Raw genomic sequence first — 19,613 nt, 5'->3', positions numbered from 1 at the left:
CCTCCGCATGATGTAAAGATCGGCGCTTGAGCTTGTCGGGCTTCAGGTGATGGTTGACGATTCGGCTTCACCTGATCCTTGACGTCGGACCTGGCCAATCTAGTGGTGCTGTGCGCGCTTGTGCGTGACGACGAGGGTGGTCGTGCGGGGTGCTGTGACCAGTAGGTGTGGGCCGTCGTGGACCCGGATGGTGGTCTCGTCGATCGTCACCGCCAGGACCTTCCGGGCGTGGTTGCGGCCGACCTGGACGCGTTGGCGGGCGACCATGATGCCGCCGCTGCTGGAGACGATCCGCTCAACCGTGACCGGTGTTGCCGCTGGTGGGACGGGTGGCGGACCGGCTGGTCGGGCGCTGCGGAGATAGGCGACGGACCTGGTTGTGAGCGGGCTCGGGACTGACCGGAGCAAGGTTCGGTCGGTCGGGCCGAGCACTGCCATCAGGCCGGTGTCGAAGCGCAGGATGGCGCGCCGTCCGGCCAGCGGGAACCCGACGCTGACCGCCTTGTTCGCCAGGCCGGCGCAGCCTGCGGCGTTGACGGTCCGCTCGACCTCGATCACCGGGCTGACCGGCAGCTCAGCAGGCGGGTCGGTGGCGATGACGCGGGCGTGCTGGGTGTGCACGAGCGCGTGCAAGTCCGAGGCCGCCAGCTTCGAGCCGACGGTCTTGATCAGGACGCCGGCCAGGAACACCCGCAGGTAGGTGGTGCAGATCCGCAGGACGATCGGTGCCCCGGCGCGGTCTGGGCCGAGCCAGACCTGCTGGCCTTTGACTTGCAGGTTGCCCGAGGCGGGACGGCCTTGTCCAGCTCGACCGTGATCGGCGCAGCCTGCGGGGACGGCCCCATCTCTTTGAGCCGCAACAGGTTCAACGCATCCGAGCTTCCTCGACCTCCGGCTCGGGTTCGTCCTGGCCGTCGATGAGATCGAGTTCCGTGGGCAGCACCAGCGGCAGATTCTCGTCGGCCGGCGCGGGAGTGAACCGGTCGATCGGAATGCGCATGTCCAGCGACTGACGGGGCCGGTCGATGTTTTATTCGGTGATCCAGGTGTCGATCGCCGCCTGGGCGTGAACGAGCGAGGCGAACTGCTCATGATCGTCGAGCAGTTCGCGGCGGAACGTGCCGTGAAACCGCTCGATCTTGCCGGGCGTGGGCACCGAGGCGTCTCGCATCCAAGCCCGGTACCAGCCGGCCGACCGCGTTTCGAATGGTGACGGCTTTGCGCTGCAGTTCCTCAGTCTTGGCTTTTCAATCGACCAACCATTCGACTGGGATTACCGTCCGCTCACTTCGTCGTCGGTCTCGGCCCGTACTTCTCCAACCCGACTTTCGGCGACACGCCAATATCGCCCTGGCCGATCGACTTGGACACTCCCACTTCACCCTTTGCCGGCGGGTTGTCTGAGGAGTAGACGACGTACTGAAATGACATACGGTCCTCCCGGTCGTACGCCGTGCTCATCCAGTAGTCGCGGTTCGCGATGTCCTCCAGCCTCTCCCAGACCTCGGCCGTGAATGACTCCGCACGGACGATGACATCGAGATCGATCTGCTGTCCCGAGTCGATGCCGTGCACGTAGACGTAACTCGCGTCGACTACCTCAGCCTGCGCCTTCCAGTCCGCCACGATCTTCTTGCAGAGCTCGTCCACATCCTCGTAGTACTGCACGAACGCGTTGCACCCGGACAGCAGCCCAACCAGCATGACAACCAGGCCCACCACACCGGCCACACGTCTTATCGCGCTCACTCCACTCCTCCCGTTTCACGTGACAGGTCGGCGTCGACCCCGATTGCCTTGAGCAACAGCGCTGTGTGGTCGCGGCACCTACAGGCAGACGGAGCCAACTCTGATCGAACTGTCCCGCGTCCGCAGCGTGACTCTGATCGACTCTGGTCCGAAGGTGACCGTCATGCGGTTCGCGGTGGTACTGGGACGCCCGCCACGCAATCGTTACGGTCGCCGGTAGATCGAGTTGTCACTGAAGTCGTCGTCCTCGACCGGCCTCGGCATAGGCTTCCGCGGTTCAGGAGTACCGAACGCCGGCACCGACACATCGGTGTCGAGCTGTCCTGCCTGTCCGCCGACCGCGTTCCGGAACTCGCCGAGCACGTTGGCCGCAGCACCTTCCCTTGCCTGCCGCACCAACTCCATGAGCCTCATGGCGAGGTCCGGGTTATGTGCGATCTTGAGGTCGAGCAGCGCACCGTTCGGCGCCACCGTCACGGTCAACGCCTTGTCCTCGGAAGTGACCGTCTGCCCCGCCGCCTCCAGGTTGCGACGGAACGCGACCGCGTTGCGCTGCAGTTCCGCGGTCTTGGCCTCGAAGTCAGCCAGCCATTCGTCCGGAGTCATCGTCCCCTCACCTCGTCGGCCTCGGCCCGTACTTCTCCAATCCGACTTCCTTGGAAACGCCGAGCCCGGCACGGTGTATCGCCGTATCAGGCCCTGATTGAGTCGGCGGAGGGTTGTCAGAGGAATAAGCGGCGAACCGCAAGGGCATGCTGCCGCGGTCGTAGGCCGTGCTCTGCCAGTAGTCGCGGCTCCCGATGTCCTTCAGCTTGTCGATGAGCTCGTCCGAGACCGACTCCGCACGGATGACAACCTCGAAGTCCAGCTGCTGCCCCGAGTCGATGCCATGCTGGTAGCGGTAACTGGCGTCGGTGACTTCGGGCAACTCCTTCCAGTCCGCCACGATCTTCTTGCCGAGGTCGTCGACGTCCTCGTAGTACTGCACGACGCTGTTGCACCCGGTCAGCAGCCCGACCAGGAGCACGACCAGAGCCGCCGCCCTCGTGGCCGCACTCATTTCACGCCCTCCCTCGCCACTCGATAACGCAGCAACTGCGACTCATCGCTACCTTGAGTGAATGCGCCAGTGCTGTCAATGAACCGCCGCACCGATGGATCCGATCCCTCGTCCAGCTGTTTGGCCACGGCGACGTAGTTCTGATCGACTCGAGGCTTGTTCAGATCATTCTCGTCGTACCGGTAACCGCCAATGCTGTGGTTGTCGCCGAAGTTTCCGGTCTGGTTCTCGAAGGTGACCGTCGTGCGGTTAGCGGTGTTCGGGTTGTCGGTGGCATCGAGGTGCGGAACGATGTCGCCCTTGTTCTCCAGCGACAGCATCTGCACATTGTCGGGAATGTCGATCCGGCCCACCGGGGAACCGGCGGTGATCACGTGCGTCACGTTGTACCCACCCGAGACGAGGTCGTTGGTCGACTGGGCGGCCACGATGCCGCCCTGGCTGTGGCCGACCAGCATCACCGGGACACCGGTGCCCTGTGCACCGGCCTCATGCAGTGCCTTCTCGATGCCTTGCTGCAGCACGGTTCGGTTGCCCGCCATCGCGTCGATGTTGACACCGGAGTCGTTGGCGCTCTTGGGATCCCACGGTGCGTTCCAGTCCTTGGTGCCGGGAATGTCCACCACATAGCCCGTCACCTTGCCGCTGGCGTCCTTGATGACCCGCACATCGATATTGCTCTGGTCGCCGTCGTCACGTGGCCTGTTGCGTTCATCGAGGCCCAGCATGATGTCGCGCAAGCTATGCGGGCCGGTGTCCGGCAGAGGATCGAAAGAGGTAACGACCGCCGTGCCGTCCGCGTACGTCGCGGCCAGCAGGTCCAACGTGGTGGCCAGGTCGACAGGCACGCCGAGCGACGACAGCATGCCGGGTGACATGCCGATCAACGTGTCGACCATGCCGGGGTGGTCGGCCAACCACTTGTTCCAGTCACCGTCGTAGTTGGCGTACACATCTGCGGCGATGGCTGTACCTGCTGCGAGTCCAGCGGCGACAACACCACCTGGTGCAGATGCGACCGCCAGACCCGCCATCCAACGGGATGCGTCGAGTCCTCTCGCCGCGAGCTCGTCCGCGGCCTCGTACGCCAGTTTCGTGGCGCGCAGAGCGTCCCCGCGCAAGCTGATGGCCGCGGAGGTGGCTGTGAGACCGTTGGGGCCGTCGAGCGCCATGGCCATGGCCGCCTCGAACTTCACCACGCCGGACGGATTCAGCAGAGCTGAGGCAAGCACGTCGGGCTCAGCGAGGAACTTGTGCCCGGCCAACGCGGTCTTGACCATGTCACCGGCAACCTCGTCAGTGAGGGCACTCATCGCCACGAGGTCCTCGCCCTTGGCCCGGAACCCGCCGGCGCCACCGCTGACTTCGATACCGGAAACCGGAGCAATCCCGACCGTCATGTCCTCAGGCATTACAGCGCTCCTGCCACTGCCGGGGCGACCCACGTGCCCAGATCCTCACGAGCAGCCGGTTCCAACCGCACCATCCGACGGCCGGAGCCGTCCGGTTCGGGTTCGAGGCCGCTCCAGCCACCATCGGTGTGCACCCAGCTGACCTGAGACGTCATCCCGTTGCGGCCGATGACGAGACACCGCAACGCCCCGTCCGTCTCGGCCGCCACCTGCTGAGCGAGCGCCGCCTCGCCGCCGGACAGTTTCAACCTCGCCACCACGGCGGCTGGACCACCGGGGTCGGCATCCCGAAACAACCGGGCGGCGCCCATCTCCTGCAACGCAGCCAGCGGCAACCGGCCACGCAACGGAGTCTTCTCCGGCCCGCCTCCGCCCAGGCGCGACTCGATCCCAGCGTCGGTGTCCTGACTCTCCGGTGGAACGGCCCGGATCAGCTCCTTGCCCAGATCCGCCGACGCGAACATCGACATCTCCACCGCGCCGTCACCCAGCTCGAACAACGACGCACCCAACGGACCGGAGATCGCGTGCACGCTGTGCAGCCCCTCGCCGTCAATCTCCGCGACCGTGTCCAGCATGACCATCGGCAACGCCAGGATCTCCAGGTTCTTGATCACCGACCGATGCACCTCGCCGCCCACCCCGTCGACCACACGCTTCTTGATCAGCCCGGATTCGGCCGGGCCGATGTCAACGGACGGCATCCAGCCCGGCGGCAGTTCGACACCTGCGCGTTCGACCAGATACGCGAACTCACCGGCGGTCAACATCAACCGGTGCGGTGCCGGGGTCACGCGGGCACCCCCTGCCCGCGCAGATACTCGCCGACCTCAAGCCACGCCTTGTCACCCGCGGGCGGCAGATTGTCCGGACCCCACTTCCAGCCCGTCCACGGCGGCTGCGGAGGCGACGGCGGCTGACCACCGCCGAACCCCAGCGCATCCGCGACACCATTCGCGATATCCCGAACCGCCTGGTTGAAGGCGTCGACCGCGCGGTTGAACCTGTCGATAGCGCTGGTAAACCAGCCCACCACGGCCTCGGAGACCTTCTTGATCATCGCGATCAGCTCACGGACCTCCTGCGCATGCCGCCGCAGCAGCGCGGCCGCCTCGGTCAATCCGTCCGCGGCCTTCTCCAGCTGCCGCCGGTCACCACCGACCGTCTCCCGACAGCGCTCGGCCGCGACCGAGTGCCACTCCATCTTCCGCGCGTCGTCGTCAAGCTTCTTGGCACGATCACGAACACCGCCAGCGCGTTTCTCGATCTCGCCCGCGATCCGGTCCAGCTCGTCCGGGTTCCCGTACATATCTCCATCCCTCACTCACAGCGAGCAAATCATGACAGGGGGTGGATGCACTCGCTCTTCGCCCGAAGATGCGTGCTTCTACTCAGCGAGCACATTTGGTTGTCATGGTCACAAGTGACATCAGCCTGACCAGCAACGACGCAACCTGTGGTCGCACGGTGGTCGCATCCGGCACATGCTCCGGTCTTGCGCTGCTCACCAGGAGCAGATGAGCAGGGAACCGGAGGAACTCGTCATGAAGAATCCGAACCGCGGTCGCGTCTACCGCCGTTGTGCTTGCCGCAGCGCCGACGGTCGCCAGCTTGGCGCCCGTTGCCCGAAACTGACCAACCGCAAGCACGGAGCCTGGACCTACGCCGTCGATCTACCGACGCTCGACAGGAAGCGTCGAACACGACGCCGCAGTGGCTTCGCGACCAAGGCAGACGCTCAAGTCGCGCTGAGCAAGGTGCTCAAGTACGAGCGCACCAAGGCATCGACGCTCAAGCCGACCACAATGGCGAACTACCACGCATACGTCCACAAAGACCTGATCCCGCACATCGGATTGATCAGACTCGAAGATCTCTCCCACCAACACGTCGTTCTCTATGTCCGCAACCAACTGGAGGCCGGCCGCGGACACACAACGCTGCGTCGTTGCCTCGCAACGTTGTCCAGCGCACTCGGTGACGCCGTGCGGCACACCGCTTGCCCTACAACGCGGCCAGATACGTCTCCGTCACCCGACCAACGAAGTACGAGCCGGTGTGCTGGTCACCAGCCGAGGCAGCACTATTTCTCAAACACTGCGCCCATCACAACGAACCGTTGACCAACCTCTTCGAATTGATCATCGGCACCGGCATGCGCAAAGGCGAGGCGCTCGCACTGCACTGGGCCGATGTCCACCTCGACGAACACGTGCTGTTCGTGCGCCAGACCTTGTCCAACATCAACAACTCCACGCCGATCTTCACGACCCCCAAGACCAAAAGCAGCCTCGCCTGGGTCGGACTCTCCAACCGGGTCACCAGTGCGCTTTAGAACCAAGCCGAGCGCCAACCCGACCGCGCGCTGGTGCTCACCCGACGCGGCGGACACCCACTGCGGCCTGAATACGTCCTACATCGGTTCCACAAGCTCACTGGGCAGGCCGGACTACCCAAGATCCGCGTCCATGACCTGCGGCATTTCGCCGCGACCACGATGCTCAGCTCGCAAGTTCCGCTGGCCATGGCGTCCAAGACACTGCGCCACTCGACCTTGTCGACGACAACGGAGATCTACGGCCACCTGCTCCGCCACGTCGCACTCGATGCGGTGAAAGCGATCGAGACGGCGTTGAAGGAAGCCGAAGCGGCATAGCGCGACCACGTTGCGACCACAATCGGGCAAAATGACACCAGCGGGTCTACCTCGAAAGGTAAACCCGCTGGTCATTGGCCGTCGGGACGACAGGATTTGAACCTGCGACCCCTTGACCCCCAGACGGGTTCACGAGCCGCTGACCTGCGTAAACAGGTACGTTGAACGCAGTTCGGCGTACTTGACGAACGGGTATGTACGTAACCGCCTATTGCACAGCCTCCCAAGATCCACTCCTTCAGGCCGATCAGCACTATGCAGACGCCAACGCTGGTGTCGCGATCCTCGCCGACGTGGACACACAGCGCCGCCAGCTACGGTCGATCTCATATGGCCCGAGCATGCGACTGCGATCCTCACTGAGCTCAGACGCCCCGCGCTGCGTCGTAGGAGTCGAGCCAGTCGACCACCGTGGACGGGTTGCGATCCTCGCTGAGCGCCGACGTCCAGCGCTGCCTCACGCTGATCATCCGCGAGTCCGGCGGCAATCCGTTGCGATCCTCGCCGAGCGCAGACGCCCAGCGCTGCGATTGTCCGCGCCCGGTCGATGACGTAGTCCCACGGGTTGCGATCCTCGCTGCGCGCGGACGCTCAGCGCTGCGCGGCCGGCCTCACCAACGGCATCCTCACCGCCCAGTTGCGATCCTCGCTGAGCTCAGACGCGCAGCGCTGCCTAGGGAGCGTAACGTCCCCATCCGAGTCGATGGTGTTGTTGCGATCCTCGCTGAGCGCATGCGCTCGGCCACCACACCGACTGCGAGCGTCGCTGAACGCGAGCGCCCAGCGCTGCTCCACCAGCTCACCGTTGGTGGCCATGTAGGCCATATTGCAGTCCTCTCTGAGCGCGAACGCCCAACGCTGCACGTCGCCATAGGAGGTGCCGTACCACCGATCGTCTCGGTTGCGATCCTCACTGAGCGCGGACGCCCAGCGCTGCACGGTCTTCGTGCGGGCACGCACGGCGTCCTCGGTATTGTGATCCTCGCTGAGCGCGAGCGCCCAGCGCTGCCCTGCATATCCCGATCTACCGCGACATTCCGATCATGTTGCGATCTTCGCTGAGCGCGGACGCCTAGCGCTCCGACAAGGTGAAGCCCGAGGCCTGCCATCCGGCGGTGTTGCGATCCTCGCTGAGCTCGGACGCCCAGCGCTACCTCGGTGCCGTCACGGTGATCAGCATCAGGTAGCGGTTGCGATCCTCGCTGGGTGCGGACGCTCAGCGCTGCATACAGATGCGTTTTGGCTGTTCATAGCCTCACTGCCGTCTTGCGCTCCTCGCCGAGCACCGATCACCGCAGCCACACCGCACAGAACACCGCGATCGCCGTCCAGCTCGAACGGCTCCCGGTCCTCGTTCAAGTTGCGATCCTCGCTGAGCGCGGGGCCCAGCGCTGCCCACTGGCAGCCGTTAGCGGCGTCGAGTTCGGCGATGTTGCGATCCAAGCTGAGCACGGAACACCCCAGCGCCGCGGGTTCGTCGCCTCACCGTGCACGTCTCCGCGGTTGTTGCGATCCTTGTCAAGCGCGGACGCTCAGCGCTGCGTCCACTGACACGGACAACCCGGCGCACTGGCTGAAATTGCGATCCCCGCCGAACGCCAACGCCCAACACTTTCAACAGCGCCTTCGAGGCGTTGCGGCCCACCAGGTTGCTGCAATCCTCGCTGAGCGCGAACGCCGAGCGCTACGAGAAGGCGGCGCAACGCGTAGGAAGACGGGCCGAGGTTGCTATTCTCACTGAGCGCGGACGTCCAGCGCTGCCGAAGAAACCGTCGTTAAGGACGGTACCGATGACGTTGCGATCCTCGCTGGGGCGGACGCCCAGTGCTGCCCGAGACCGTCACCAGCGTGGCGGTCAGCACCATGTTGCGATCCTCGCTGAGCGCAAACGCCCAGCGCTGCTCGACCAAGCGGCCGCCGGACCACACGATCAGGCCGACGTTGCGATCGTCGCCGAGCGCGGTCGCCCAGCGCTGTCCGCCACACAATACGGGCGCGGCCAGTTAGCGCTCAAGCCCAGCGCTTCGGCGTCGAACCCGCCACAGTCGTTGAGTGGCTTGTTGTTGCGATCCTTGCTGGGCGCGCGGACGCCCAGCGCTTCTAAAAGCCGACGGCCGGTCGTAGCCGGCATGGCAGTTACGATCTTCGCTGGACACGGAAGTCCAGCGCTTCCCAGATCCTCGGGCACCAGGTTGGGAGGCTACTGCTCGTTGCAATCCCCACTAAGTACGGACGTCCAGTGCTACTCCTCTTCCGGTTCTTGGACGGCACCACGCACAAGTTGCGTTCCTCATTGGGCTGAGTAGCGCCGCGCTTCCCTCGCATCGACCGATCTCGGCCTCGTCGCCGGTCTTGTTGCGATCCTCGCCATGCGCGAAACGCGCGGCGCTGCATCAACACCTCTTCCGCGTCCAGGTCGACGATGACATTGCGATCCTCGCCGAGCACGGAGATGCCCGACGCTGCCTCTGATCACCCAGGCGCTCGCGATCATGACTACGTGGTTGCGAATCGCTGAGCGCGGACGCCCAGCGCCTCTGATCTGATTGGTCTTGAGGGCGGCCTGGATGTTGGGGTTGCGATCCTCGCTGGGCGTGCACGACCAGCGCTTCGACGACAAGTAGTGATCGGTGCCGACCTCGTGGTGGTTGCGATCCTCGCTGGACGCCGACGCACAGCGCTTCGTGCGGCCCAGCTGACTGTGCCGCCGTGCTGGGCGTTGCGATTCTCGTTGGGATGCGGACACCCAGCGCTTCCAGCGCTTGCGCAGCTGCATGGGTAGCCGAAGCATGTTGCGATCCTCGCTGGGCGTGGACACCCGGCACTGTATGACCAACCTTGTACCTCGTTTCCTCGCAGCAATAGTTGCGATCCTCGCCGAGCGCGGAACCTGCGCTGCCGCCCGGCCTTCAGCTGCAGCTTGTACGCCTCGTTGTTGTTGCGATCCTCGCTGATCGCAAACGCTCAGCGCTGGACGCTCCCCCCATCACAGTGTCGTCAAGGGCTTCGTTGCCTGCAAAGATCCCAATACTTCCGACAAGCCAACGTGCGTCAGCTCACCACTGAGGTCAATGTGACTCCCTTCGGCAAGGCGTCGTCGGCAACGTCCACTTTGTAATCGCCGATCGAACGAGGCGCTGACACCCCTTCGAGCAGAGAAACGTTCACGCGCGAGAAGAGCTCGCTGGCACGCGCACGGCCGTAAGCGTCGTCGTGGCTGAAGACGTACAGACCCTTGACGTCCATCTCGCCACGGCCGCTGGCACGGTCGTGCTCGAAGAGGTTCTCCAGTGTCTTCCACAGGGTCTCGAGGTCCTGCTCGGTGACGCCGGTCTGTACGCCTCGCGAAGCGCTGTAGTGGATGTAGGCTCGATAGAGTCCGTAGTGGACGGTCCACTTGGAGCCCATCTCGGTGGACTCACCGCTTTCAATGTCTTTCTCGGTGGTCTGGGTGACTCGCGTGATCGAGTGAGCCTGGGTCAGGACAGGGCTGACGCTACGCGAGAACGTCAGCTGCAGCGGTCCCCGGATTCGTCCGGCGTTGCCGTCACCGGTGCCGACCACACCACCGAACATGCGGATGTCGAAGAACTCGTTGCACAGCCACTGCTGGACGTCGCCGCGCTGTTGCGGGCTGGTCTTCTTCGTCAGCGGTGTGCCAGTGCCTTCGAAGGCGCGCTTGATGTTGGCGTTGAGCGCGACGTCAGCTTCGACGAAGATCTTGTAACGCGGCTTGCCTGGGTGCAGCAGAGGGATCTGGTCGCGGATCTTGCGCTTGAGGCAGACGTCCGTGACGAGACCGGAGCCGGTCTCGATGTCCGTGCGGGGCTGATTGCCGGCGTCGGGGTCGCCATTGGGGTTGCCGTCGATGACGTCGAACAGCAGCACGGCGTCGTGGCGGCGAGTCGGGTCGAGGTGGTGCTTGCTCACGGTTGCCTCTCGGGTCAGTTGCTGGTGGTGTCAGTCGGGTTGTCGGGGAGTTCCGGTACTTCGCTGTCCGGCTCTTGCTGTTGTCCCCGCGCCACTGCGGCGACGAAGAAGTGGTTGCGCTGGTCGGCATAGCCGTTGAACCACGCGCACTGCTCGGCCAGGCCGAGTGCCATGGGCACGGGTTTGATGCGGCCGCTCAGCTCATCGCGTTGCTTGACGTAGTGGGTCGCGAGACCGTCACGGTTGCGGCTGCGGAGTTTCTTCAGGTGTGCCTGCGAACCGCGGAGCAGTTCCGGCATCACCCGCGCAGGGCTCGTAGACGCCGCGGAGAGGTAGCGGTCCGCGAGCGTCGAGTTGAGCTTCTTGGCCTTGTTGTCGAGCCTGGTGGCGGTGTACTGGAGGGACTCCAGAACCGCGAACAGGCGCCCGGAAAGGTACGCCGGGGTGTTGTCGGTGTCGTCGAGCGTCACCTGGATCTCCCTGTCGGGATGGAAGGTACGGGCGAGCAGGAGTTTGAGTAGTGCGTGCCGCTGGCCGTCGAGGCGGCGGTCGGCGCGTAGCCGTCGGAGCAGGTGTTGCCCGAGGCTGGGCGGTAGTGGACCCGCGTGCAGGGCGGCGGTCAGCAGGTCACGTTGTGCCCACAGTGGACGGTCTGCAGCCGGTTCGCCCATGGGCAGATAGCTGTTGGTCTGGCGGCTCCACCGGCCGCAGGCCAGCACCAGCCGGTATAGCGAGAATCTGCGGATCGAACCGGTGGTCGGATCCTGCACGCTCAAGTGCTTGAACCATTTCACAACAGCTTGTTGTGCGGCGGGGAGTGGCACGTCGATCCAGTCACGCAGGATCAGTCGTGTCTTGTTCGCCGACAGGGCCGCCGCGCAGAACACGCGGGTGTCGACTTCGCCTGGAGGCCGGCCGCTCCGCGGGCTGTCGATGATCGTTCCCGCGGCCTTGACCAGTTGCCTGGGCTCCGGGGCCTGGGCGTTGGGAACGTCGGCCAGCAGGGCGTCAATCGCGGCGTTGTCCGGCTCGAACACGAGCTGGATCGGTGCGATGTCACCGGGTTCGCTGTTGAGCAGCCACCAGGCGAGCGCGGTGTCACCGATACGGCGGCTGTGATCACGACCGCGGAGCAGCAGGTCGAGAGCGGCGACGCTCCCCTCGGCGCAGTGCACGCAGATAGGTGAGTGTGTGAGCTGGGTGGTCAGCTCGAAGCCCATCGACTCCTTGTTGATGCTCGTGGGCGTGACCGGGTTGGGTTGTGGCTTGTTCTTGCTGCGGTTATCCGGGTCAACGCCGATGGCCGGTATCAGGCCGGCGGTGACCTGCTGCGGAAACGTGTCGATCAACTGAGCATGCTGGGCGCAGACTAGACAGAGGCCGTTGGCACCGCTGGTCTTGCGCTGCAGTGCTATCTGGGCCCAGTAATGCTGCGCGCCGGGTGAGAGGTGCACGAACTCGCCGTCGACCCGGAAGGCGACCAGATCGCTGGACGCGTACTTGGGGGGTCGGCTCATCTTGTCGGGCTCGCCGCTGAGAAGGAATGCGTGGAGGGCCTGTGCGCCGCGGTCGTTCTGCTCCGCATGCGCCCAGTCCTCGACCATGGCGACGAAGTCGTCGTGGCAGCGCTGCGCTCGCGCAAGGTCCTTGGCCGCAACGGATTGCCCGGCGCGGGGCGTGTCGGTCCAGCCGAGGGCGTTCTTCACGTCGTCGCAGCCCAGCATCGGCTGAGGTTTCGTGCCGGACCGTTGCAGGTTCGGCACCAGTTCACGGCGACCGTTACGCCGCGCCTGCTCGTCCGGCACGGCCAGGTCCACGAGCTCACCGGCTGGTGTACCGTCGGCGTTCAGCTCGAGCATCCAGCGGATGTTCCTCCACGTGTAGAACATCGGCGGAGTGGCATCACTGGTGTCCGCGAACTCGCGCAAGCGACTCAGGAACATCGCTCACCGCGTCCCTGTTCGTCCCTGGCCGGGTCGTGGATGCCTTCCGGCGGAACGTCGAGCACACCATCGCGCAGCCAGGCGGTGAACCAGGTCGACCGCGCCGGGCTCACACTGTGATCGACGTCGAGCAGCATGATCCCCAGGTACTCGTCGTGCGACACGCGCTCGACACCGCTCGCCGGCGGCCCGAAGTCGCTGGCGGAGAACTCACGACTGCCGAGGTACGGCTGGGCGAAGCACGCACCGCGGTCGATGCGGCGCTGGGCTTGCGCGACATACTTGGCGACGGTGTCCGTGGTGTGCGGCTTCAGCTCGATGTCAGCGTGGATCCGGTAAGCCACGTCCCGCAGCCCCAGGGTGAACCGCTGATCACGATCAGCTGCAGCATCGAAGCGGAAACCGTCACCGAGTTTGCGGATCGTGGACAACGCCGGGGCGGAGGAGACCTCGTTGCGGCGGATCCGGAACCAGCTGATCGGCCGCAACAGCTCGATCTTGCGGATGCGGTAGCTGAACTCCGGCTTCCAGAACACCGCTTCGAGCACCCCGCGCGCCGCACTCGGGGTGATCATCGGATAGCTGATCCGCTCGGCCTTGGCATCAGGCCGGGTGAAGCAGGCGAAGTCGCCGACAACGTCCAACACGATCGGCGCGTCCGTGGTCGCGTTCTTGCGGGCCACTCTCTCAGTGCTCCTTCGGGTCAAGGTCGATTCCGTGGTGCGGGTCGTAGCGGCCGTTCCAGACGTGCAGGTCGCCAATGAGCGGAACGGCCCGGTCGTCGCGCAGCGCGCGTGTGCGCGGCATCGACGCCAGGAACGGTTGCAGGTGGCGCAGTTCGTGCGGGCGAGGCGTCCGGCCGCGCCGTATTGCCGCGACCACCCGATCCGCCCTATCCCGTGCTTGCTGGTCGCCGGTCGGCCGGTAGTCGACGAGAACGGGGACGCTCTGGTCGTCGATCATCCGGAAGAGGTCTGTGACGCGCGGGCAGTCCCACTCACGGCGCGCGTCCACCACTGCCTGGCCGCGTTCTGTCGGGTTCAACGACGAGTACACGGCAGCGGAGTAGGTGGCGAATGCGTTCAGGTCGTCCAGCTCCGCTTTGCCGGCTGAGGGACCGAAGGCCTTTCGGGTCTCGTGCAGGGGCACCGCATACGAAGGTGGGCAACCGATCTCGACCGGGTCGAACAACACGACGAGCCCGCCAGCGTGGCCCAGGCAGCCTTCCCGGTTACAGCGGCCCGCCGCCTGCAGCATCGACTCGGCCGGGGCGATCGCGCGGTAGACGACGGGGAAGTCGAGGTCGACGCCGGCTTCCACGAGCTGGGTCGACACCACCAGAACGTCACCGGGTCCGGCAAGCAGCGCGCGGATCTCGTCGAGAGTGTCCAGACGATGCCGCGAACACATTCGGGTCGAAAGGTGCCGCACGTCCGCCGACGACGTCGATGCCTGCCACCCGGTCAGGACCGCACGCGCGTGATCGGTGGTGTTCACGACGACGAGCGCCCTCGATCGCACCGCCGCCTCAGCCGCGACCTCGGCGAGAGTGGGCTTCGGCGTGGTCCACCAGCGATAGCGGACTCGTTTCAACGTGTCGTACAAACGCTCGGGCTCGCTAACGACGGGCACCGGTTCGATGCCGTCCACGACAGGCAGGTGCCAGAACTCCGGCTGAGTCGCCGACGCCAGCAGCACGGTGACGCCGAAGTGCTCCACCAGCTGCCGCAGTGCCAGCAACACCGGCTCGAGCACATGGACCGGGATCGCCTGCACCTCATCGAGCACGATCACCGAGCGCGCAAGCCGGTGCAGCTTGCGCATCCGCGACGGCGTCCTGGAGTGCAGCGACTCGAACAACTGCACCGTGGTCGTGACGATGAACTCCGCATCCCAGTTCTCCGCCGCCAGCCGCTGCCACCGACCACCGGGTCCCGACTCGACGTTCACCGCCGTGTGGTGTTCAAGCACCACACGGCTTGAACCGTCGGCGTCGAGCCAATCCCGGTACACCTTCGCGTTCTGGTCCGTCACCGACAAGAACGGCACCGCCACAACAACACGCCGCATGCCATGCCGCACCGCGTGATGCAACGCGAAACCGCCTGCGGCGATGGTCTTGCCGACACCAGTAGGCGCGGCCAGCCTGAAGAAACCCGGCGGAAGTTCCGCCGCTCGCAAGCAGTCGTCATACACCTGCGAGCGGAACCCGTCCATCGCCGACGCGGGCCGGTTGGCCAGCTGCTTCCCGCGTGCGTCCTCGTACCTGGAGAGCAACTCCCGCATGCCCACGGACATCGTCGCGGAAGCTTCACCGGGCCGGAAATGCGCCTGCGTGTCGAGGTAGTCGGCATCCACCAGCGCGGAGAACACCATGCGCAGCAACATCTCCCCCGCCAACGGATCGGAACGGGCCCACGCCGGCCACTGCGGCGGCGTCGGATCCCGCAACTCCGGCACCAGCGCCGACAACCGGCCGATGGACTGCTCCTCGGCTGACCGATCACGATCAGGACTGGTCAGGAATCCGTGCAGCAGAACGGGACTCTCCAACCCGCCGTGATGGCCCTGCACGGCCATGGCAAAGCGCCACAGGCCGAGCCGCTCAACCGCGAACCTGGCTCCGGCCGCTTTGTGGTCGATCCCAACGGATCCACGAGTGCCGCACAGCGCCAAGAGCCGCTCCTGCCAGCCCTCGGCCGCCTTTCCCAAGTCGTGAACCATGCCCAGCCACCAAGCCAGCGACGCCGCACCGAACACCCCAGCGAACTCAGCCGCGAGAGCAGCGACCGCCCTCAGGTGCTCGACCAGGCCATGCATGTCCCCCTTCTCGTTCTCGCTGTGCGCCCACAGGCAAAGGTCCTCATTCTCGTTCGACTCCACGCCCGAAGGCGTACACGCGAGCACCGACAAAAACTGGCCCTCGTGCCCTCGATCGCGGGCCAACTCGGCCAACGTTCACACGATCGAGTGAAGACCACCGTCCGGCTCACGCTCATATCGACAGGCTCGTCCTCATCGGCGCGCGCGGCCGACGACGACTTGGCAAGCTCGACGACGTAAGACGAGCAGCAGTCGCGTCCTCGCCGACCTGCTGAGGCAGCGCGCTGCGTACGACGCGCCCGTCTTGGCGAGCTCATCCTCGTTGCGATCCTTGCCGAGCACCGGGGCCCAGCACTGTTAGACGTCGCCATCCGGCTGTCGGTACTCGGGACCGTTGCGATCTTCGCCAAACGGGGACGCCTGGCGCTGCTTTGAGTCACTGGAGAGACGTAGTGGCCAAGCGCCTCGGTGTTGCGATCCTCGCTAGGGACACAGAGCCCCCCAGCGCTTCGTCTCGGTGCCCCACGCGATGTAGGCCGTGCAGCCGTTGCGATCCTCGCCAAGTACAGACGCTCAGCGCTACTTGGCATCCTCCGTTAGCTCTATCGTCTCGCAGTCGTTGCGATCCTCGCAGAGCGCTGATGTCGGCGTTGCCTTCGGAATCCTGCGAGAGTACGAGGGCAACAAGAAGCTGCGATGCTCGCTGGGCGCGGACGCCCGGCGCTGCACGCACGGGCCAGGCGTTGTGGTTCGCTCCGTGGTTGCGATCCTCGCCGGGTGCGAAACGCCGAGGTTCCACCGGCGACCGTGAAGATGGTACGCGTGTCCGCCGCATTGCGATCCTCACCGAGCGCGAGTGCCCGGCGCTTCGACGATCCAGAGGATCCAGCGGGCTCGGCTAAGGCGATTGCGATCCTCGCTGGGCGCCGCGTCCCAGCGCTTCGTTCGGTGGGATCGTAGCGGTACTACTCGATCAGGTTGCGATCCTCTCTGCGCGCGGAATCCCAGCGCATCTCAAGGCTGTGTTCGGCGGTGCGTTCGTGGTGGCGCTGCGATCCTCGCAGGGCAAGGAGACCAGCGCCTCAGTAGACGGAACGGCTCCCACTTGGCGGGGGTGATGTTGCGATCCTCGCCGGGCACGAACGGCCGACGCTCCATGCTGACGGCGCCCACAATGTCGCGTTGGTCTTTCTGCGATCCTCGCCGAGCACGGACTCCCGGCGCTCTGACTTCAGTGAACCGGCCTTCTGCTTCGAGCAGGTTGCGATCCTCGCCAGGCGCAGCCGCGGCGCTTCATCTGGATGACCGGGTTCGTCTCGTCGCTGCAATCCTCGTTGCGATCCTCGCCGGGCGCTGATGCCCGACGCTCCGGACGCCGTCACGATCGTGGCGAGCTTGATTGGCGCGTTGCGATCCTCACCGGGCAGGCGCGAAGACCCGGCGCTTCCACCGAGAACTCGTTGACGTCCTCCTGCTGATAGACATTACAAGGTACTTCGACACGACCAGGCCAGTGTGGCGATCCCCGCCGCGAACAAACGCCATAGGATCTGACGGAACCACCTGCCCCGGCCGGTCTGATTCGGCAGGGCGCGGGCCGTCACGGCGTTGTCTGGCGGCCGTGTTGGGATCGCGATCCTCGCCGCGAGCAGACTCCCGGCGCTTCGCCTCCTGGTGGATCTCCACCACGTTGTCCACGTTGTTGCGATCCTCGCCGAGCGAGACCAGCCGCTGCTGCGATAGGCACCACGCCTCACCCGACCCGGCGCTTCGCGCGCAACGCCACTCACGTGCTGGTCATGGGTATGTTGCGATCCTCGCCAAGCGGGGGACGCCCGGCGCTTTCCAGGTGTACGCCTCGACGAGGTCACGAGGACCAAGCCGTTGCGATCCTCCCTGCCGCTCCCGCGCACGACGACCGGGTTGCGATCCTCGCTGGCGCGCGGACACCCAACGCTGCACGCGCTCCAGGCCGCCCTGGTCTTCGTCTACGTCCTTGCGATCCTGCTGCCCTAGTCAGGGCCTTCCTCTGTCGCGGGTTTGCGATCCTCGCCGGGCCGGGACGTGTGGCGCTACTCAAGCCGCGCGGGCGCGGGTCGACAGCCCAACCGGTGTTGCGATCCTCTCCGACGCGGATGCCTAGCGCTTGTAGAACCCGGACTGGGCCGAACTGGTCCCGCCCACGGTGCTGCGGTCCTCGTCGAGCGAGATGCCAGACGCTTCCGTTGTTGCCGGACCTGAGCGTGCCGACGTTGCCCACGTTGCGATCCTCGCCGAGGGGCGGACCCCCGACGCTTCCTGGATGACCTCCCTCGCTTGTCGGCTCGTTTGCTGTTGTGATCCGCACTGAGCGCGGACGCCCGGCGCTTCGACGGCAAGCGCCTGCGTACCAAGGCGTATCTGAACCCGTTGCGATCCTCGCTGGGCGCCGAAGCCCGGCGCTTCGTGTCGGACTCTCCCGTTATGGTGATGACCCGATATTGCGATCCTCGACGGGCGCAGCCGCCGGTGAGGACGGAGCGACCGAGGCTGACCTAATGTTGCGATCCTTGCCAGGCTCGAACACCCAGGGCTCCAGCGGGATATCGGCCTCAATTTCCGTGTTCTCGCTGCGATCCACGCTGGGAACGGATGCCCAGCGCTGCCGGCTCGTCATTGAGGTACCACGAGACGATAGTGTCGTTGCGTCCACCGAGTACGGACACCCGGCACTGCCTTGCTGAGCTTGCGTCCTCGCCGGGCCCGAACGCCTCGGTGGTTCGCCATGCTGCCCAGTAGGCCGGTTACTGGTGACGTCATTGCGATCCTCGCCGAGCGCGAACGCCCGGCGCTGCTGGACCACACCCACGTGGAAGTCGTCGTGGGTACCCTTGTTGCGATTCTCGACGAGCGCGAACGCCCGGCGCTGCCGTGGCGTCGACCGCCGCGGCTGCAAAGTCCTGGTTGTTGCGATCCTCGCCGAGCAGGGAGGCCCGGCGCTTCCGGCGCGTTCGGCCGGGATGCGGTACTGGTACTGCTCGTTGCAATCCTCGCGGGGACGGACGCTGCGGCGCCTTCCTGCTCGCCGTGGGTGGCGCCGGCTGTTGCGATCCTCCCTGGGGCCGAGGCCCAGCGCCTCGCGACGCAGACGGTGCATGCTCCGGCTTCGGTCTTGGTGTTGCGATCCTCGCTGGACGCGGACGCCAAGCGCTTCGCAGCAGCCAGCCGTTGGTGTGCTGCTGCGCGAGGTAGTCACGATCTTCGCTAGGCGCGGAGGCGCAGCGCCTCGTGGCCGCGACTTCGGTTTCGTCGTTGTTGCACTGGTTCCGATCCGCGCCGTTGACAGCGAGGCCCAGCGCTTCTGAGAAGACCTCCATCTCGTTCGAGTTCCGGCTGGAGTTGCGATCCTCGCTGGGCCCGAAAACCCCCAGCGCTTCACCCACCGCATACAGGGTTCCGTTGCCATGCAGGTTTCGATCCTCGCTAGGCGCGGACGCCCGGCGCTACTCGGACGCTGCGGTGCATTCGGCGCTAAGTTGCGATCCTCGCCGAGCATGAACGCCCGGCGATGCAGCAGCGGCCCCACCGTCTCGATGGCGTTGACTAGGTTGCGATCCTCGCCGTGTGCGGAGGCCCAACGCTACTAGTCGAGGTCGAGGTCGACCTGGTGGGGATTGGGGTTGCGATCCTCGCCGAAACGCGCCACGCGCGACGGCGTGCCCGCCAGCTACCTTCGATTCGAACCGACGTTGGTGCGGGCATCAGATCTTGCCTGGGTGATCCAGGCATCCGCGTTGCGTACTGGACGAGGCAGCAACCAGTCGCGGCCGCCAGGCCACCCGTCATGTCGACCAGATCGATCATGTATCGCCGTTCTTCAGCAGACGTCTGGCTTTTCCTTCACCTCGCGTACCGCTTGCCTCCAGCCCTCGCTGTCTGAGTCGAATCCTGGTGCTCGTTCACCTGGCTGTCGCTCCGCCAGCACGTCGAGCTTGGAGATCAGCCTCGCAACGTGATCACGATCCAGGGGCTGATATCCGCGTGTCCGCTGCCATCCGTCG

The 19,613-nt window shown here is 65.5% G+C and carries 16 protein-coding genes and 1 pseudogene; 3 read left to right on the top strand and 14 right to left on the bottom strand.

The window, feature by feature from the left end; genetic code table 11:
• Positions 1–99: 99 nt before the first annotated feature.
• The 9 genes from C8D87_RS40260 to C8D87_RS40225 form a co-directional block, all read right to left on the bottom strand.
• Positions 100–690, bottom strand: coding sequence for a hypothetical protein (locus tag C8D87_RS40260; protein WP_112231483.1), 591 nt, complete (start codon positions 688–690; stop codon positions 100–102).
• Between the two features lie 175 nt (positions 691–865).
• Positions 866–1,000, bottom strand: coding sequence for a hypothetical protein (locus C8D87_RS48780; RefSeq protein WP_267899924.1), 135 nt, complete (start codon positions 998–1,000; stop codon positions 866–868).
• Positions 1,001–1,030: 30 nt separating this feature from the next.
• Positions 1,031–1,171: an integrase core domain-containing protein gene (locus C8D87_RS40255; protein WP_112231481.1), complete on the bottom strand. Its 141-nt coding sequence runs from the start codon at positions 1,169–1,171 to the stop codon at positions 1,031–1,033.
• A 113-nt stretch (positions 1,172–1,284) separates the two neighbouring features.
• Positions 1,285–1,749 carry a hypothetical protein gene (locus tag C8D87_RS40250; RefSeq protein ID WP_146772018.1) on the bottom strand — a complete coding sequence of 155 codons (465 nt, stop codon included), beginning with the start codon at positions 1,747–1,749 and terminating at the stop codon, positions 1,285–1,287.
• 204 nt (positions 1,750–1,953) lie between these two features.
• Positions 1,954–2,355 (bottom strand): YbaB/EbfC family nucleoid-associated protein, encoded by a 402-nt coding sequence (locus tag C8D87_RS40245; RefSeq protein ID WP_112231477.1) that lies wholly within the window; start codon positions 2,353–2,355, stop codon positions 1,954–1,956.
• Positions 2,356–2,362: 7 nt separating this feature from the next.
• Positions 2,363–2,809: a hypothetical protein gene (locus C8D87_RS40240; protein WP_086662367.1), complete on the bottom strand. Its 447-nt coding sequence runs from the start codon at positions 2,807–2,809 to the stop codon at positions 2,363–2,365.
• On the bottom strand, positions 2,806–4,221 hold the full coding sequence (locus C8D87_RS40235; RefSeq protein WP_112231475.1) for a lipase family protein: 1,416 nt from the start codon (positions 4,219–4,221) through the stop codon (positions 2,806–2,808). The genes C8D87_RS40240 and C8D87_RS40235 overlap by 4 nt, the downstream gene beginning before the upstream one ends.
• Positions 4,221–5,015 (bottom strand): hypothetical protein, encoded by a 795-nt coding sequence (locus C8D87_RS40230; protein WP_112231473.1) that lies wholly within the window; start codon positions 5,013–5,015, stop codon positions 4,221–4,223. Before C8D87_RS40230 ends, C8D87_RS40235 begins: the two co-directional genes overlap by 1 nt.
• Entirely contained in the window at positions 5,012–5,530 is a 519-nt protein-coding gene (locus C8D87_RS40225) for a WXG100 family type VII secretion target (RefSeq protein WP_112231471.1), read from the bottom strand. Before C8D87_RS40225 ends, C8D87_RS40230 begins: the two co-directional genes overlap by 4 nt.
• 235 nt (positions 5,531–5,765) lie before the next feature.
• Here C8D87_RS40225 and C8D87_RS40220 point away from each other — a divergent pair, with 235 nt between their 5' ends.
• Together C8D87_RS40220 and C8D87_RS48335 are read left to right on the top strand one after the other, a co-directional pair.
• Entirely contained in the window at positions 5,766–6,344 is a 579-nt protein-coding gene (locus tag C8D87_RS40220) for a tyrosine-type recombinase/integrase (protein WP_170166759.1), read from the top strand.
• Positions 6,278–6,877 (top strand): annotated as a pseudogene (locus tag C8D87_RS48335) (site-specific integrase). Before C8D87_RS40220 ends, C8D87_RS48335 begins: the two are co-directional and overlap by 67 nt.
• A gap of 591 nt (positions 6,878–7,468) precedes the next feature.
• On the opposite strand, the gene C8D87_RS40205 reads toward C8D87_RS48335, so the two are convergent.
• The 5 genes from C8D87_RS40205 to C8D87_RS40180 all read right to left on the bottom strand — a co-directional run bounded on the left by C8D87_RS40205 (position 7,469) and on the right by C8D87_RS40180 (position 15,633).
• Complete coding sequence (locus C8D87_RS40205; RefSeq protein WP_112231463.1) at positions 7,469–7,837, bottom strand: hypothetical protein; 369 nt, start codon at positions 7,835–7,837, stop codon at positions 7,469–7,471.
• 2,091 nt (positions 7,838–9,928) lie between these two features.
• Positions 9,929–10,807 (bottom strand): type I-C CRISPR-associated protein Cas7/Csd2, encoded by an 879-nt coding sequence (gene cas7c / locus C8D87_RS40195; protein WP_112231458.1) that lies wholly within the window; start codon positions 10,805–10,807, stop codon positions 9,929–9,931.
• A 14-nt stretch (positions 10,808–10,821) separates the two neighbouring features.
• Positions 10,822–12,735 carry a type I-C CRISPR-associated protein Cas8c/Csd1 gene (gene cas8c / locus C8D87_RS40190; protein WP_170166756.1) on the bottom strand — a complete coding sequence of 638 codons (1,914 nt, stop codon included), beginning with the start codon at positions 12,733–12,735 and terminating at the stop codon, positions 10,822–10,824.
• 5 nt (positions 12,736–12,740) lie between these two features.
• Positions 12,741–13,433 (bottom strand): type I-C CRISPR-associated protein Cas5c, encoded by a 693-nt coding sequence (gene cas5c, locus C8D87_RS40185; RefSeq protein WP_215732625.1) that lies wholly within the window; start codon positions 13,431–13,433, stop codon positions 12,741–12,743.
• Between the two features lie 4 nt (positions 13,434–13,437).
• Positions 13,438–15,633: a CRISPR-associated endonuclease Cas3'' gene (locus C8D87_RS40180; RefSeq protein ID WP_112231453.1), complete on the bottom strand. Its 2,196-nt coding sequence runs from the start codon at positions 15,631–15,633 to the stop codon at positions 13,438–13,440.
• Positions 15,634–17,457: 1,824 nt separating this feature from the next.
• Between C8D87_RS40180 and C8D87_RS48775 the strand changes: the two genes are divergently transcribed.
• Positions 17,458–17,589 carry a hypothetical protein gene (locus C8D87_RS48775; protein WP_267899923.1) on the top strand — a complete coding sequence of 44 codons (132 nt, stop codon included), beginning with the start codon at positions 17,458–17,460 and terminating at the stop codon, positions 17,587–17,589.
• Positions 17,590–19,613 lie beyond the last annotated feature (2,024 nt).

Source organism: Lentzea atacamensis, assembly GCF_003269295.1.
Classification (GTDB): Bacteria; Actinomycetota; Actinomycetes; order Mycobacteriales; family Pseudonocardiaceae; genus Lentzea; species Lentzea atacamensis.
Note: the sequence above shows the minus strand (reverse complement) of the source record. Positions and strands in the feature narration are given on the sequence as shown.

Bases quoted from the DNA above. Each gene is read 5' to 3' on its own strand.
- C8D87_RS48780 (WP_267899924.1), bottom strand. From the start codon at position 1,000: ATGCGCATTCCGATCGACCGGTTCACTCCCGCGCCGGCCGACGAGAAT.
- C8D87_RS40255 (WP_112231481.1), bottom strand. From the start codon at position 1,171: ATGCGAGACGCCTCGGTGCCCACGCCCGGCAAGATCGAGCGGTTTCAC.
- C8D87_RS40245 (WP_112231477.1), bottom strand. From the start codon at position 2,355: ATGACTCCGGACGAATGGCTGGCTGACTTCGAGGCCAAGACCGCGGAA.
- C8D87_RS40240 (WP_086662367.1), bottom strand. From the start codon at position 2,809: ATGAGTGCGGCCACGAGGGCGGCGGCTCTGGTCGTGCTCCTGGTCGGG.
- C8D87_RS40235 (WP_112231475.1), bottom strand. From the start codon at position 4,221: ATGCCTGAGGACATGACGGTCGGGATTGCTCCGGTTTCCGGTATCGAA.
- C8D87_RS40225 (WP_112231471.1), bottom strand. From the start codon at position 5,530: ATGTACGGGAACCCGGACGAGCTGGACCGGATCGCGGGCGAGATCGAG.
- C8D87_RS40220 (WP_170166759.1), top strand. From the start codon at position 5,766: ATGAAGAATCCGAACCGCGGTCGCGTCTACCGCCGTTGTGCTTGCCGC.